This is a genomic window from Streptomyces sp. NPDC017448 (assembly GCF_044330565.1).
In the GTDB taxonomy this organism is placed as follows: Bacteria; Actinomycetota; Actinomycetes; order Streptomycetales; family Streptomycetaceae; genus Streptomyces.
This window is the reverse complement of sequence record NZ_JBIRLM010000005.1, coordinates 245664-259793: the sequence shown is the minus strand read 5'-3', so window position 1 is coordinate 259793 and position 14130 is coordinate 245664. Positions and strand designations below refer to the sequence as shown.

At 70.5% G+C, this 14130-nt stretch carries 10 protein-coding genes and 1 tRNA gene; 6 read left to right on the top strand and 5 right to left on the bottom strand.

The window, feature by feature from the left end; translation table 11 throughout:
* Window positions 1-39 precede the first annotated feature (39 nt).
* The gene (locus ACH4K1_RS11815) at window positions 40-1956 is read left to right on the top strand and encodes an MFS transporter (protein WP_398088726.1); all 1917 of its coding nucleotides are present in this window, start codon (window positions 40-42) and stop codon (window positions 1954-1956) included.
* Window positions 1957-2011: 55 nt separating this feature from the next.
* Here ACH4K1_RS11815 and ACH4K1_RS11810 read toward each other — a convergent pair whose 3' ends face one another.
* Window positions 2012-2803 carry an ATP-grasp domain-containing protein gene (locus ACH4K1_RS11810; RefSeq protein ID WP_398088724.1) on the bottom strand — a complete coding sequence of 264 codons (792 nt, stop codon included), beginning with the start codon at window positions 2801-2803 and terminating at the stop codon, window positions 2012-2014.
* A gap of 106 nt (window positions 2804-2909) precedes the next feature.
* Here ACH4K1_RS11810 and ACH4K1_RS11805 point away from each other — a divergent pair, with 106 nt between their 5' ends.
* Window positions 2910-3788 carry an aminoglycoside phosphotransferase family protein gene (locus ACH4K1_RS11805; RefSeq protein WP_398088722.1) on the top strand — a complete coding sequence of 293 codons (879 nt, stop codon included), beginning with the start codon at window positions 2910-2912 and terminating at the stop codon, window positions 3786-3788.
* Here ACH4K1_RS11805 and lepB read toward each other — a convergent pair.
* The gene (lepB, locus tag ACH4K1_RS11800; protein WP_398088720.1) at window positions 3769-4422 is read right to left on the bottom strand and encodes a signal peptidase I; all 654 of its coding nucleotides are present in this window, start codon (window positions 4420-4422) and stop codon (window positions 3769-3771) included. The genes ACH4K1_RS11805 and lepB overlap by 20 nt on opposite strands.
* Window positions 4423-4681: 259 nt before the next feature.
* Between lepB and ACH4K1_RS11795 the strand changes: the two genes are divergently transcribed.
* Together ACH4K1_RS11795 and ACH4K1_RS11790 are read left to right on the top strand one after the other, a co-directional pair.
* The gene (locus ACH4K1_RS11795; RefSeq protein WP_398088719.1) at window positions 4682-6019 is read left to right on the top strand and encodes a YncE family protein; all 1338 of its coding nucleotides are present in this window, start codon (window positions 4682-4684) and stop codon (window positions 6017-6019) included.
* 253 nt (window positions 6020-6272) lie between these two features.
* Window positions 6273-6872, top strand: a complete 600-nt coding sequence (locus ACH4K1_RS11790; RefSeq protein WP_398088717.1) for an RNA polymerase sigma factor — start codon at window positions 6273-6275, stop codon at window positions 6870-6872.
* 1214 nt (window positions 6873-8086) lie between these two features.
* Here ACH4K1_RS11790 and ACH4K1_RS11785 read toward each other — a convergent pair.
* The 3 genes from ACH4K1_RS11785 to ACH4K1_RS11775 all read right to left on the bottom strand — a co-directional run bounded on the left by ACH4K1_RS11785 (window position 8087) and on the right by ACH4K1_RS11775 (window position 12795).
* The gene (locus tag ACH4K1_RS11785; RefSeq protein WP_398088716.1) at window positions 8087-11722 is read right to left on the bottom strand and encodes a hypothetical protein; all 3636 of its coding nucleotides are present in this window, start codon (window positions 11720-11722) and stop codon (window positions 8087-8089) included.
* Window positions 11723-11783: 61 nt separating this feature from the next.
* The gene (locus tag ACH4K1_RS11780) at window positions 11784-12137 is read right to left on the bottom strand and encodes a hypothetical protein (RefSeq protein WP_398088714.1); all 354 of its coding nucleotides are present in this window, start codon (window positions 12135-12137) and stop codon (window positions 11784-11786) included.
* A gap of 585 nt (window positions 12138-12722) precedes the next feature.
* A tRNA-Arg gene (locus ACH4K1_RS11775) sits at window positions 12723-12795 on the bottom strand.
* Window positions 12796-13014: 219 nt separating this feature from the next.
* On the opposite strand from ACH4K1_RS11775, the gene ACH4K1_RS11770 reads away from it, so the two are divergent.
* Together ACH4K1_RS11770 and ACH4K1_RS11765 are read left to right on the top strand one after the other, a co-directional pair.
* Window positions 13015-13389 carry a PadR family transcriptional regulator gene (locus ACH4K1_RS11770; RefSeq protein ID WP_073772130.1) on the top strand — a complete coding sequence of 125 codons (375 nt, stop codon included), beginning with the start codon at window positions 13015-13017 and terminating at the stop codon, window positions 13387-13389.
* Window positions 13386-13961 (top strand): HAAS signaling domain-containing protein, encoded by a 576-nt coding sequence (locus tag ACH4K1_RS11765; RefSeq protein WP_398088712.1) that lies wholly within the window; start codon window positions 13386-13388, stop codon window positions 13959-13961. The genes ACH4K1_RS11770 and ACH4K1_RS11765 overlap by 4 nt, the downstream gene beginning before the upstream one ends.
* The last annotated feature ends 169 nt before the right edge of the window (window positions 13962-14130 follow it).

Genomic DNA, 14130 nt, shown 5'->3' with positions numbered 1-14130 from the left:
GTACAGGTACGGGGCCGGCGCAGGACGGGGAGAGCCGTAGTGACCACCGCGGAGCCGAGGCCCGGCCGCGAGGCGGACGGGACCGCAGGGCGCGAGGCGGACGGGACCGCAGGGGCCGGGAGCGACGCCTTGCGCGTCCGCGTGCCGTCCCCCCGGGCGCCGGAGTCCTCCGATCCCCCTCCGCCCGCCGGGGCTCCCGCTCCCCGGGCGGCCTCACCGGCCACCCCCGAGACCCCGCACGACCGGGCCCGCCGGCTGCTCCGCCACCCCGTCACCATCGCGACGGCGGCCGCCGCCGTGCTGCACCTGCTCTGGTTCTTCTTCTTCGCCAACACCGGCGGGGACATCGCCGCGCAGGACGCCTGGGCCGAGTTCGTGGGCCGGCACCCCGGCTCCGCTTACAACCTGGCCTGGTACGGGGGCATGCACCCCGTCTCGTACAGCGTGGTCTCGCCCTACCTGATGTCCGTGCTCGGCGTCCGTACGACGATGATGATCGCCGGCACGGTCTCCTCCGGGCTGACCGCGCTGATCCTCGTGCGCGTCCCGGCCGTCCGCAACCCGCTGGCCTGCGCGCTCGCCGGGGTCTTCGCGTTCCTGTGCAACGCGCTGTCGGGCCGGGTGACGTTCGGGCTCGGCATGATGTTCGCGGTCGGCGCGGTGGCGGCGGTGTTCTGCTGGCCGTACCGGTGGCGGTACAAGCGGTGGGCCAAGGCCGCCGTCGCCGCCCCGCTCGCGGCGCTCGCGACCGCCTCCAGCCCGGTCGCCGGCCTCTTCCTGGGGGTCGTCGCGGCGGCGCTGTTCCTCCACAAGCGGCGCCCCGGCGCGTACGCGATCGGACTCGCCCCGGTGGCCGTGGTCGGCCTCTCCGCCTGGCTGTTCCCGTTCTCGGGTACGCAGCCGATGTCGCTCGGGACGCTGTCGCTGCCGTTCCTCTTCTCGGCGCTCGTCTTCTTCCTCGTCCCGCGCGACTGGAGCACGGTCCGCACCGCGGCCGCCGTCTACGGGCTCGGCACCCTCCTCACGTACGTCGTCGACTCGCAGATCGGGTCGAACATCACGCGGATGGCGATGCTGTTCGCCGGGGTGGCGCTGCTCGCCGCCCTGCCGTACACGGCGCCGCGCAGCCGCCGCTGGTACGCCCTGGTCCTGGCCTTCGCCGGGCTCAACTTCTGGATCGGCTTCAAAAGCGTCGACGACATCGTCCGCACCGCCCCCGCCGCCTCCTGGAACCGCGAACTGGCCCCCCTGGTCAACCAGCTCCAGCAGGTGGGGGCCGAACGCGGCCGGGTCGAGGTCGTCCCCGCGAGCAGCCACCGCGAGTCCTCGGCGCTCGCCCCGTACGTCCAGCTGGCGCGCGGCTGGAACCGCCAGGCGGACATGGAGCGCAACCCGCTCTTCTACGACGACACGCTGGACCCGGTGAGCTACCGGGAGTGGCTGGACCGCTGGGCCGTCCACTACGTGGTGCTGCCCAAGGACCGGCCGGACAACGGGGCGGTCCAGGAGGCGGAGCTGGTCGAGCAGGGCCAGCCGTACCTGCGCGAGATCTGGGGCGACCAGAACTGGAAGCTGTACCGGGTGCTGGACCCGGTGCCGCTCGCCGACCCGCCGGCGACGGTGGAACGGGCGGGCGCGGGCGGGGTGACGATCACCGTGAAGTCGGCGGGCCGGGTCCTGATCCGGATTCCGTACACGCGGTGGCTCGCCCTGGTCGACGAGGACGGCAAGGCGGTGGAGCGCCCGCAGGAGACCGAGGAGTCGAAGCAGCGGTCGCAGGAGGACGAGACCGCGCCGAAGACCTACCTCAACACCCACGGCTGCCTGAACAAGGTCGAGGAGGGCCCGTACGGCGACGAGTGGACCGAACTGCTCGCGCCGCGACCGGGCGTGTACCGGCTGACGGCCCCGTACCAGTTCCAGCCGGGCACGCCCTGCCCGGAGGAGCTGAGCTGAGCCGGAGCGTCCGGCCGGGCCCCTCCGCCCGGCCCGGCCGGGCAGAGGGGGAAGCTCAGCGCAGGAACCCGCGATCGTACGGTGACAGCTCCGCGAGGGGCCCGGCGGCCCGGAGGACGGTGTCGAGGGCGCGGTCCGGGTCGGCCGCGTAACATCCGCTTCCCCAGGCCGCGTTGGCTTCGATCACAGCCCACCGGCCCTCGTCGTCACGGCCGACGTCGACGACGATCGCCGAGGGCAGGCTGTCCCCGGCGGTCGCGAGCACGTCCCGGCCGAAGGCGAGCGCGTCGCCGTGCGCGGGCCCGGTCCGGAGCCGGCCGGCCTCGGCGTACTGCCCGGCCGTGTGGACGGCCCCGTCGAGCAGGTGGAGCCGGTACTCGGCGGCGAACGTCATCACGTCGCTCACGAGCACGACGGTCGCCGGGTCCACGGCGTCCGGTCCGGGCAGCCGGGAGCCGTCCGCGTACACGAGCGCCGGGATGCTCTTGTCGTTGGGCGACTTGACGAAGGCGGGGCGGCGCAGCCGGTGCGCCTCATCGAGGGGCACGGCCCGGACCTCCCGCCGGGTGAGGGCCCGGGGGAGCCGTGCGAGCCAGTCGGCGGGGGCCTCCAGCAGCCCGATGCCGAGCGCGGGAGCCACGGCATCGGCGAAGGAGGGCCCGGCGTGCAGATGCACGGCGGCCCCTCCGCTCCCGCCGCCCTTCCCGGCCACGGCCGGGTCCTCCGGTACGGCGGAGGCGGTCGCCTCCACGATGCGCAGCCCGCGCCGCAGCGCGGTGGCGCGCAGCGTACGGGCGGAGGCGGTGAGCCGGGGCGGGAGGACGAGGGTGCGCGGCGGGCGGGTCATGGCCGGGAATCCTTCCGCACGCGGAGCGGGAGGCCCACCGGTTTCTCCGGGGCGGGGCCGCGGGGGCCCGTTGCCTCCGCCCGGAGGGACCTGGTTCGATCGGAGCATGACCCTGGAACCGTCGCTCGTCCGCCGCCTGATCGCCGCCCAGTTCCCGCAGTGGTCGGACCTGCCCGTGGAGGCGGTCCACGCGAGCGGGACGGTGAACACGATCTTCCGCCTGGGCGCGGACATGGCCGTACGGCTGCCGCGCACGGAGGGCGGCGCGGCGGACGTGGCGACCGAGCACCGCTGGCTGCCGCGGCTGGCCCCGCAGGTGCCGTTCCCGGTGCCGACGCCGCTCGCGCAGGGCGTCCCGGGCGAGGGGTTTCCCCGGCCGTGGTCGGTCTGCACCTGGCTGGAGGGTGTGAACCCGACCCCCGAAGACGCCTCTTCGTCCTCCGACCTGTTCGCGGCGGACCTGGCGGAGCTCGTGCTGGCGCTCCGCCGGATCGACCCGGCCGGCGCTCCGCCCGCCTACCGCGGCGAACCGCTGGCCACCCGCGACACGGCGACCCGCGAAGCGCTGGCGAAGCTGGGCGGGGTCGTCGACACGGAGGCCGTCACCACCGCCTGGAAGGAGGCGCTGGCCGCCCCGCCCCGCACGGACCGGCCGGTCTGGGTGCACGGGGACCTCCAGCCGGGCAACGTCCTGGTCGAGGACGGCCGCCTCACCGCGGTCATCGACTTCGGCTGCACCGGCCTGGCCGACCCGGCGGTCGACCTGATCGCGGCCTGGTACCTGCTGACCTCCGACACCCGCGAGACCTTCCGCACCGCCCTCGCCCCGGACGACGCCACCTGGTCACGGGGCCGCGGCTGGGCCCTCTCGATCGCCCTGCTGGAACTCGCGCACTACCGCGAGTCGAACCCGGTGATGGCCCGCACCGCCGCACACGTGATCGACGAGATCCTGGGAGCCCCGCTCATGGGCGGGGCGGGTTGAGCGGTCGGCGGGCGCTCCGTCCGGCGACGTACCCCCCGATGCCCAGGCCCGTCCCGACCAGTGTCAGCAGTACCCCGAGGGCTCCGAGCCCTCCCGACACCACCGGAGCGGCGACACCCTCGTGCACTCGCCCGATCACACCGGAGGCTGCAGCGCTTCCCGACTGCTCGCCGAGGAAGAACCGCGAGTCGCGTGAGTTCCACCGGTGATCGCCCAGCAGGAAGAGCCGCCCTTCCGGTACCCGCACGTCGTACGGGCCCGTTGCAGGAGCAACGTCGCCGCGCATCAGATACGGCTCGTCGAGGTGCGTGCCGTTCACCGTGATCCGGAGTCCGTCGGAGACCACGTGATCGCCGCCCATCCCGATGACCCGCTGCAGGACGGGGCGGCCCTCATAGCGACTGGGCACGGTGACGAGGACGACATCGCTCCTGCGGATCTCGTCCGTGTCGATGACCTCGATGACCAGCCGCTCGCCCTGGCGGTACGTGGGCTCCATCGACTCGCTCATGACGATGGCCCCTTGGTAATGCGTGAAGAAGTACCCGAAGCCCCCCACCGCCAGGAGCAGTCCGAGTGGTATCAGTACCCGCGCCGCGATCCTCAGCCCGCTGCCGGCTCCCCGCTGCCGCATGAACGCCCTCCCCTTGAAGCACCCGAGTCCGGGCGGATCAGCAGAGGTTAAGCGGTCACCCGGACCGTGATCACTCCGGGGGCCACGCCCTTGAAGCCGGGTCCGGCGGGAGGGGGACAGGTCGGTTTCCGGCCGCTCCGCCCGGCCGACCGACGCGAAGAGACACCGGCGCGACCTGCGCAGTGACACATTCCCACCGCTCAGCGCTCTTGTACCGGGGGCCGAAAGCGGCCATCCCGTGATGAGGAGGCTTGTTCACGTGCGCATCCACAAACGTGCCGCCGTCGCGCTGGCAGCGGCACTGATCGGCTCGCTGTCCCTGGCGGGGACGGGGGCGGGAACGGCCGCGGCCGAGGAGACGAGCGTGGCGCTGCCCGGCGCCTCGTTCCGGGACATCGTCGTCGACGGAGTGCACGACCGGGTGTTCGTCAGCGATCCGGAGGGTGGCAGCGTCGTCGTCACCGACTACTCGGGTGCGGTCGTCCGGCAGATCACCGGCGAGGAGGGCGCTGCGGGCCTCGTGCTCTCGGCGGATTCCACCAAGCTGTACGTCGCCCTGTCCACGGCCGACGCGATCGCCGAGATCGACACCGCCACGCTCACCGAGACCCGCCGCTATCCGACCGGGACGGACACCTCGCCCCAGACCCTGGCGATGGCCGGCGGCAAGCTGTGGTTCGGCTACACGGTCGCCAGTGCCGGCGGCATCGGTTCGCTGGACGTGGCCTCCGCGGCCCCGCAAGCGACGCTCGTGCCCAGCGGGCGCTTCTGGCACTACGCCCCCGCCCTGGCGGCGTCCCCCGCCGACCCGAACGTCCTGGTGGCGGGCGAGGAGGGGGTCAGCCCGGCTTCCCTGGCGGTCTACGACACGGCGGCGGGGGAGCTGCACAAGCGCACCGAGCGCTCCTTCATCTCGGCCCCGTCGATCTCGTACCTCAACGACTTCGCGGTGACGGCGGACGGCCAGAACATCGTCATCGCGGCGAACAACCCCTCCGAGCACCAGATCGTCCGGCTGTCGGACCTGTCGTCGAACGGCTTCCACTCGAGCTGGCAGTTCCCGAACGCGGTGGCCGTGGCGGCCGACGGAACGGTCGCGACGGGCGCCGAGGGCGACTTCGTCAAGACCTACCGCCCGGGTACCACCTGGCCGGCGTTCCGCGAGTACGTCGTGAACGACCTCCAGCGCGACGGCCTCGCCTGGGCGCCGGACGAGAACCGTCTCTTCGCCGTCACCGGCTTCTCCTACGGCAGTGCCCCCACGCTCCACGTCCTCCCGGACGCCGGCAAGCTGGACACCACCCTCGGCCTCCAGGCACCCGCGATGTCCCCCAGGGGCAAGGAGCTGACCGTCACCGGACAGCTGTCGGCGGCGGAGCCCTTCCCGGCCGGTACGACGGTGGACGTGACGCGCACCGACGCGGCACACCCGGCCGGAACTCCGGTCGGCGCCTTCCCCGTCTCCGCGTCGACGGGCGGGTTCACGATCACGGAACGCCTGCGCGAGACGGGTGACGTGACCTACACCGCCACCTACGAGGGCGACGGCCTGCACAGGTCCGCAACGGCTCAGGCGACGGTCACGATCACCAAGTAGCCGCCTACAAGCACCCGCCCCAGCCCCCGGACCCGCCAGGACGCCTCGGCCGGCCGGCGCGGGGGCGTCGTCGGCCTTCGAGACCCGCGTGGTCCGAAGGCCGACGTCGTCTTCTTCCGGTGAGGGCGCGCGGCAGGGCGGCACGCCCGACAGACCACGTGCGGACAAGGCGCCGCCGCCAGTGACGTTTCCACGCCTCCGAGCGCAGAGACGAGGGGCGGGCCTGACCAGGCTTTTGTACGGAGAGTGAAGTGTGGGGGCGTACGACGCGGAGCTCGGTGCTGCTGTCGAGCGGGCGCAGCAGGGCGACGACGAAGGGTTCGCGGTCGCCTACCGGCTGGTGCAGCCGGGCTTGGTCGGCTATGTCCGAGGGCTGGTCGGTGACGAGGCCGAGGATGTGGCTTCCGACGCCTGGCTGGACATCGCGCGCGACCTGGGCCGTTTCCGCGGTGACGGCGCCGGCTTCCGGGGCTGGACGGCGACCATCGCCCGCCACCGCGCTCTGGACCACCTGCGCAGGCAGAAGCGAAGACCGCGTACCTCAGCGCTGGAGGCGGGCATGCTGGAACTGCCGGGCGGAAACGACACGGCCACCGCGGTCCTGGAGAAGCTCTCCACGGAGCAGGCGCTGGAGTTGATCGGCAGCCTGCCGCGCGAGCAGGCCGAGGCCGTCCTGCTGCGCGTGGTCGTCGGGCTCGACGGACCGGCGAGCGCGCGGGTACTGGGCAAGCGCCCCGGAGCGGTTCGCACGGCGGTATACCGGGGTTTGAAGGGGCTGGCGGGGAAGCTCGGCCGGACCGGAGTGAACGGTGCCCTGCCTGAGGCACAGCACACGCCGAAGGATGAGGCATGAAACCCGAAGGGGAAGCCCCCCGCCCTCCCGAAGTGGAGGCGCTGCTCGACGCGGCGAGTCGCCCCGGTCCCGTCGACAGGGCGGCCGAGGAAAGAGCGCTCCATGCTTTCCGCACGGCGCGTGAGGAAAGCGCGCACGCGGCGCCGCTGTGGTGGCGGCGCGGACGGGACGACTGGCGGCCCGGCGGCGAGCGTCGCCGGGCACGGTCCCTCAAGGTGCTGGTGGCGGGTGTCGTCGCGGCGGCGGCGCTCGGCGGGGTCGCGGTGGCAGCCGGGGACGGTGCCCTGCCGTCGCCGTTCGGCGGTGGTGCGGAGCCGAACCCCGGACGGAACGCGCCTGCCCCGCCCGGCGCGGGCGAGGAGCCGGTTCGTGACGGTCAAGGCGGCCGGGCACCGCAGAGCCCGTCGAAGTCGTCCCCCTCGGCACCGCCCGAGCCACCCCCGCAACGCCCGTCCACGGCGCGGGACACCGCCGCGCACTGCCGGGCCCACCCGTCGCCGGGGAAGAGCCGGGCCAAGGCGCCCGGAGAAGAAGCGGCGCACCGGCTCGGGGAAGCGACGGGCAGCCGAGAGGCCGCACCGGGCCGCTGTGGGGAACTGCCGCCGGGCAAGCGACAGAAGACCGGAACGAACCCGGCGGAGAAGGTCCCGAAGCGCCCTGAAACCCGGCCGAAGAGGAACGCACCGACCCCGGCTCCCCCCGGCACGGCACGAGCCCCCGGCCCACGCTGACCGGGCGCGGGCCGCAACCGCGCTGACATGGCACGGCGACCGTGCCCGTGCCGAGCCGCGGCAGGACTGTGGGCCTCGGGTTCGGGGGGTGGCTCGCGCCGCGCGAGCTCCAACGGAGGAGAGCCAGGCTGGGCGTGTGCCCTGGCCTGGCCCTTCTCCACGTTCGTGCTGATGGAAAGTGTGCCCCCGGCAGGATTCGAACCTGCGACACCCGCTTTAGGAGATTTCTCTGGGCAGGGCTGTGACCTGCGGAAACGGCGAGGGCAATGTGCCCGGCCTGGGAAAATTCCCCTCCGTGGTTCTCAGCTGTTCACGGGGTTTCCCGCCCTCATGTGTGCCGTATGTGTTCCACTGGGATGCCTTCCTGGCGAGGCGTCAATTGCTCATGTGATCGGGCTGGTGCGCGTCTGCCTCTCGGTACGCTGCTGAAGCCCCGCACGTAGGTGATCATCGGCGCCGTGCACACGAAGACGGCATGCTCCTCTATACTGCCTGCTCCCGCAGGCAGTGCGCAGCAGCGGCGACGGCTTCCGGTGCGAGGAGCGGAAGCGCGTCGCAGGAGACCAGCCAGGGGCTCGTCTGCAGTACTTCCGCCAACATGCTGCGTCCCTCGGCGGAGCGACCGTTAACGCTCGCAATCCCGGCCAGCGTCCGGATTCGCGTGGCGGCGTTGGGGATGGCATGGGCGATCTCAAGGGCCTTCTGATGGTGACCTGCCTGCGCCATCGCGCGGGCGATATCAATCAATGGGCCCGGCCGCGATCCGCGCTTAACAATAGTGCGGGTGATTCGAACGGCCTCATCGACCAGAGCCAGTGCCTCCTCGGCCTGGCCTCCACGCGCCATGGCGGTGGCGGTGTCGATCAACAGATGGGTCCGCAGCACAAGGTCGTTGTGAGGGGACGTACTCAAAACCTCGGCGTAGATGGCCAAGGCATCTTCGTGCCAGCCCAGCTCCGCTGCGACATGACCGATGGCGCTCAAGGCCGCGATCTGCATATCAGTCTGCGGAATGGAGAGGGCAATCTCAAGGGCCTGTTCGACCTGACCCACCTCCGCGATGGCGCAGGCCACACCACTCACGGCCTCGGCCGACACCTTGGCGAGGCCCCAACTGACGCGTGCCTTTTGAGCTAGCTGTTTCTTCCGGCTGATGGAGCGGCAGATCTCAAGGGCCCGTTCGACCTGACCCGCTTGCGCGACAGCGCGGGCGATACCGCCCAGAGCTCTGCCGTGTTCTGTGCCGTCGCCAATGGAGCGGCAGATCTCAAGGGCCTGTTCGACCTGACCCGCTTGCGCGACAGCGCGGGCGATACCGCCCAGAGCTCTGCCGTGTTCTGTGCCGTCACCGATGGAGCGAGCGATCTCCAACGCCTCCTCGTGGCGGCCCGTCTCCACAATGGCGAGGGCGACGTCGGCAAGCGGCCCAGCCTCGATGTGCGGCCAGCTGTAGACGCGTGGCCCGATGAATGAGGACTCTTCACGCTCCGCCTGCGCCAAAAGGTGCCTGTCCTCAGTCAACGTCCCGCTGCGCGAGCCGATCGTACTCATGCGACGGGCTATTTCGATGGCTTGGTCGCCCTGTCCACAACTAGCCAAGGCGCAAGCGATGTGTCCCAACGCTTCGACTTGTGAGCGTGGGGCCGTTATGGACTCGGTAATAATCAAGGCTTCCTCGTGCCACCCCACCTTCGCCATAGCGTGTGCCACCCCAGCCAGCGCCCGGCTGCGCGTTGTTGAGCTGTAGATCGCGCGGGCAATCTCCCGGGCCTGTTCGCACCGACCCGCCGCGATCACGGTCTGCACAACGTCGCTCAGCGACTGGTCACGCCAGGCAGCTTCGGAGATGGCGCAGGCCACCTCGACGGCTTGTTCGTACGCCCCCACTCGGGCCATCGCCTCGGCCACGGCGGATTGCGCCCGGGCCCGCCAGAGAGGAGCGACGATGGCATGGGCCGTGGCAGCCGCTGTCTCCGCGAGTTCTGCAGCTGGCTTGTATACGCCTGCCGTCGCCATGGCGCAGGCCGCCTCCGCCAGCATGTCCGCGCGCGTGCTGGGATCGCCGATAGACCGGGCGATATCGAGAATCTGCTTGGACTCCTGCGGTGCGGCCGAGGTAGCAGGCTCTACTATTGCCCGGACTGGATTGTCGGGGTGGCCGACCCTTGGAATCCCGGGGACCGGTTCGTGCCAACCACGTTGCACTGCTGCGCGGGTGACGCTGGCTCTCGCCTCGGACCGCCGTGCGTGATCGGCGAGGGAATTGGCGATGTCGAGGGCTTGTTGGAGCCGGCCCGTCTCGGCCAGGACTATCGCGGTTTCTTGCAGGGTCCGGTCCTGCCACCGTTTTGCGGTGATGGAGCGTGCGACACGGGCGGCCTCCGTCGCCGCCCGGGCTGCCTCGTCTTGCTGGCCTGTTTCTGACATGGCGCGAGCGATGCCAATAAGCGCCCCGGTGCCCCAGTCCGGGTTCCTTATGTCACGAGCAGTTTGGAGTGCTCGGTCGTACTGGCCTGTGAGCGCCTGGGCGGTGGCGGCCTCACCTAGCGCCCGGTCCCGCGAGCCCGGGTCCGTGATGGCCAGGGAAGCATCGACGGCCGTGTTCGCCAGCGCGGCTGCGCTGCTTCCCTTGTCGCTTCTTGCCAGCGTGCATGCGGCGCTGGTCAAGGCTCGTGCCTGCTTGTGCACATCGTGATAGGCAAGAGCGATGTTGATGGCACGGTCGGTCTGCCCGAGAAGCGCCCATGCCGTCACAAGATGAACGGGGATGTTGCTGCTGTTGTGGTGCAGTAGGTCACGCCGGATTGCGAGGATGAGAGCCTTGCTGACGTCGGGACCGCCCGGACCCGCGTGGGCGCGGAGAGCCTCGAATGCAGCGCTGATCTCGGTGAGGGCGTCCAGGTTGGAGCCGGAAGTGTGCCACAGGCGGTGATGACGAGCTGGATCGCTCGCGAGCACCACAAGCCTGTCACCGTTCGAGGTAGCACGGAGGAGCTGTGGGTAGCCGCGTAGCAGATACTCAGGCGTACCAGCTGGCCAGCCACTTGACCGATAACGATCGGCCCAAGCGTGAATGCGTTCGCGATAGGCAGCAAGTTCGGTCTCCGCCAGCAGTTCCAAGGCGGCGTTCTGGATTTCTTCATGGGCCAGGACGTAGGACTCCTGGGCCCGGTCCCAGACTCCTGAACTGGTGCGAAAAAGGCGTCCGGTCACCCCGGCCAGGGTCCGACGGACACGCAACGGACGGGTATCCGTGAGGTGTGCAAGGTCGTCATTGCTCAGGCCACCGCCCGCTGCAGCGACTAGACCGAGCAATTCACAGGCCGTTCCACCTCTTGTTAGAAGAGCATCGAGGGCGTTCTCGGCCTCTACGCGCACCGCAGTTGCAAAGGATGACCTCTCCAAAGGGCGGTTGATTGCGTCAGTGCGCAGTGGATGGCCGTCAGCAACGTCGCTGGGAATCGGCGGGTGAGGGCGTCCAGCGACCAAGATACGAGCGCCGTGCGGGGGCGTGGCGGGAAGGAGAGCCGCGATGCTATGGCCTCCGCCTTCTGCGTCGACGCCGCGGTCTTCGTCGAGGCCGTCGACCACCAAGACGAGGCGTTGCCCGTGGGAAGCACAGCGTTCTGCCGTTCGTTCCAGTGCATGGAGGAGGACCTCATCGCGTGTGTACTCGGTGACCGCGGGTTCCTCCTCGCCAAGGAGGGCGTACAACTGGCGCTGAACGACCTCACAGAAAGCGGCACGATTGTTTTGACCGGCCAGGCGGGCCGTGATGAAGAACGAGATGACTACAGTGCTGGCTGGCGGGTTGAGAACAAACTGAGCCATGAGCGCGGTCTTGCCCGCCCATGCTGGTGCCAACCAGCGCCACCACAGCCCCTGAGTGCTGATGCCCTCGTCCGGGGCGGTACAGAAGGCGGCCATGGCCGCAAGCTCCTTCTCCCTGCCCTCGAAGCGATCCGCGGCGAGGCGTCTGACCTGGTGCAGGTAGCCGGAAACGGTCAGCCGTACCGGAGCCAGCACAACATCGCCATTGACGAGACCGGTGTTGATGAGCCCTACGGGCCCTTGCGCCCGAGCATCGCCGGTAGCCTTCACCGACATTCGGTCTGACATGTGCTGACTCCACTACCACCGTTCGAAGGGGCTTCTTGGGACAATTAGCCTGAACGGCTAATTACGGAGTGGAAAAGCCCGAGTTGGCTTGTCCACCCTCGGATTCCGCATCTCCGGTTCTGTCCACTCGAATCGTGTCCGCCGCAGCACCACTGGAGGGCGTGATGGCGCCGCTATTGGCCGAACCACCGGCACGCGCGGTGGCACTGCCCGTCCGGGACACGTACACGCGTCTACCTGACACCGTCGCCAAGGATGCCCACAGTGCAGCCCCCAGTGAACCGATGCTCACCAGGGCTGAGACGATCCCGGCCACTTGGTTCGCGCGTTCCCAGCTGAGGAAACAGAACACCCCCGCCAGGGCCGCGACCACCACGCTGAAGATCACCACCACGAACCGCTGCTGACCCGTCATCTCCCCATCATCGCTGTTTTCTCGCCGCCCTGGGCCCGTTAGCCTCGATCTCGGGCTGGAGCGCCTCTCGGCCCCCAGAGCAGACGGCTGTGGCGCAGAACTTCTCCGGGACGACTGGTTCCACACGGTGGCCACCTGGGCGGGCTAAGCGGAACGGGCGCCCCACAAGGTGGCAGCCCTTACCGTGGGACGGTCACTGCCATAAGTTTGCCGTCCCCAAGGTGGAGCCAGCCCCGGCCAAGAGTGAGAGGGCGGCCGACAACGGAGTCTCCTGTCTTGAGGCCGATCCAATCACCAGCGTGCCGCTCCTGAGGAGACAGCAGGAGTCCGCGGTGGGCTCTCTTCGCTTTGCTCAACCAGGGGTAGCTCGGCCCGAGCTTGTCTTCATCGCCGGCCAAGACCAGCAGGGGCTGACCTGCGGGTTCTTCGAGGGCTCTTAGGAGGTTTTTAGGAGGTGGACCGCCGTATGGACCCTGTATCCAGCGCATACCGAGGTGGTAGTCAGTGTGTATCGGAGGGCAGTGAAAAGGGCCCCGCACCCGGCCTGACCTGGCCGGACACGGGGCCCGATGCTGGTGAAGAGTGTGCCCCCGGCAGGATTCGAACCTGCGACACCCGCTTTAGGAGAGCGGTGCTCTATCCCCTGAGCTACGAAGGCCGGTACTCGTGGCGGCCCCAGCCGTGCGGGCCGGGGTGCCGCCGTCAGTGTAGCGGGTGGGGCGGCGGCCGTTCTGCGGGTTGGTGATCACATAGGCGGGGGTGCGTCAGGGCGTCGGGGCGGGGACGGGTGTCCAGGGGGTCGGCGGGAGGGGTGAGCGATCCAGGCGGGCGGAGGGGGCTCGCCTTCGGCCTTGTTTCGTCAGGTACTGTGTATCGCATGGAAGCAGGTGATGCGAGCAAGCAGGCGCGGGCAGCCGCCCAGCTGCGCAAGGGTGTGCTGGAGTACTGCGTGCTCGCTCTGATGCGGGACCGTCCTCGTTACGGCGTCGAGCTTCTGCGCGAGCTGGAGGGGTCCGGGGCCCTGGCCACCAGCCAGGGCACGGTCTACCCGCTGCTGTCCCGGCTCCGCCGTGACGACCTGGTCACCACCGCCTGGCAGGAGTCCCCCTCCGGCCCGCCCCGCCGCTACTACGCGCTCACCGACGGCGGCCGGGCCGCACTCGACGAGTTCACCCGCGTCTGGCCGGACTTCCGCAACGCCGTCGACGCCTTCCTGACCGCCCCCCATACCTCTGCCGGAGACCTCGCATGAAGACGACCGCCGACCCCGTACGCGACTACCTCGCCGCTGTGGAGCGGGAAGCCTCCGCCCTGCCCGCCGACCGTCGGCAGGAGTTGCTCGCGGACCTCGCCGAGCACATCGAGGTGTCGCGTGCGGAGCAGCCCGCGGTCGCGGTGGGTGACATCCTGGCGGGCCTCGGGGATCCGCGGACGATCGCGGCCACGGCGCTGGCGGAGGCGGGCGTACAGGGTGCCGCCGCGCCGGTGCGGCGCGGCAAGGTGCACCCGCTGGTCCCGCTCCTGATGCTCACCGTCCCCTACTTCGTCGCGATGCTCCTCCCCGACGTGCCCGCCGCGCAGTTCTGCAGCGGTCTGTTCCGCATCGTCGCCGCGGTCCTGCTGTGCACCTCGGTGCACTGGGCCCCGGTCCAGAAGATCGTCGGCGTTCTGCTCACCGCCGTCCTCCCCAGCGTCGCCATCGTCGTCTGGGACGAGACCACCATCGCTCCGGCGGGCGACACCCCGGCTCTCGTCGCCAACCTGATCGCCCTCGCCGTGATCGCCGGTACGTCGGCCTGGCTCTGGCGGACCCGCAGGGCCTGACCCGTATCCGTACCGCCACGGCGGTCCGCGGGGCCCCCGGGGCGTGGGCCTCGCGGGGCGCCACCCGCGCGTGCCCCTGCGGATCGGACCGGTCCGGCGCCGGCGGCCTTGGCGTCGCGCCTCGGCCCGCATAGCGTCTCGCGCGTCAGTAGGTTCCGGCGTCAGCGCG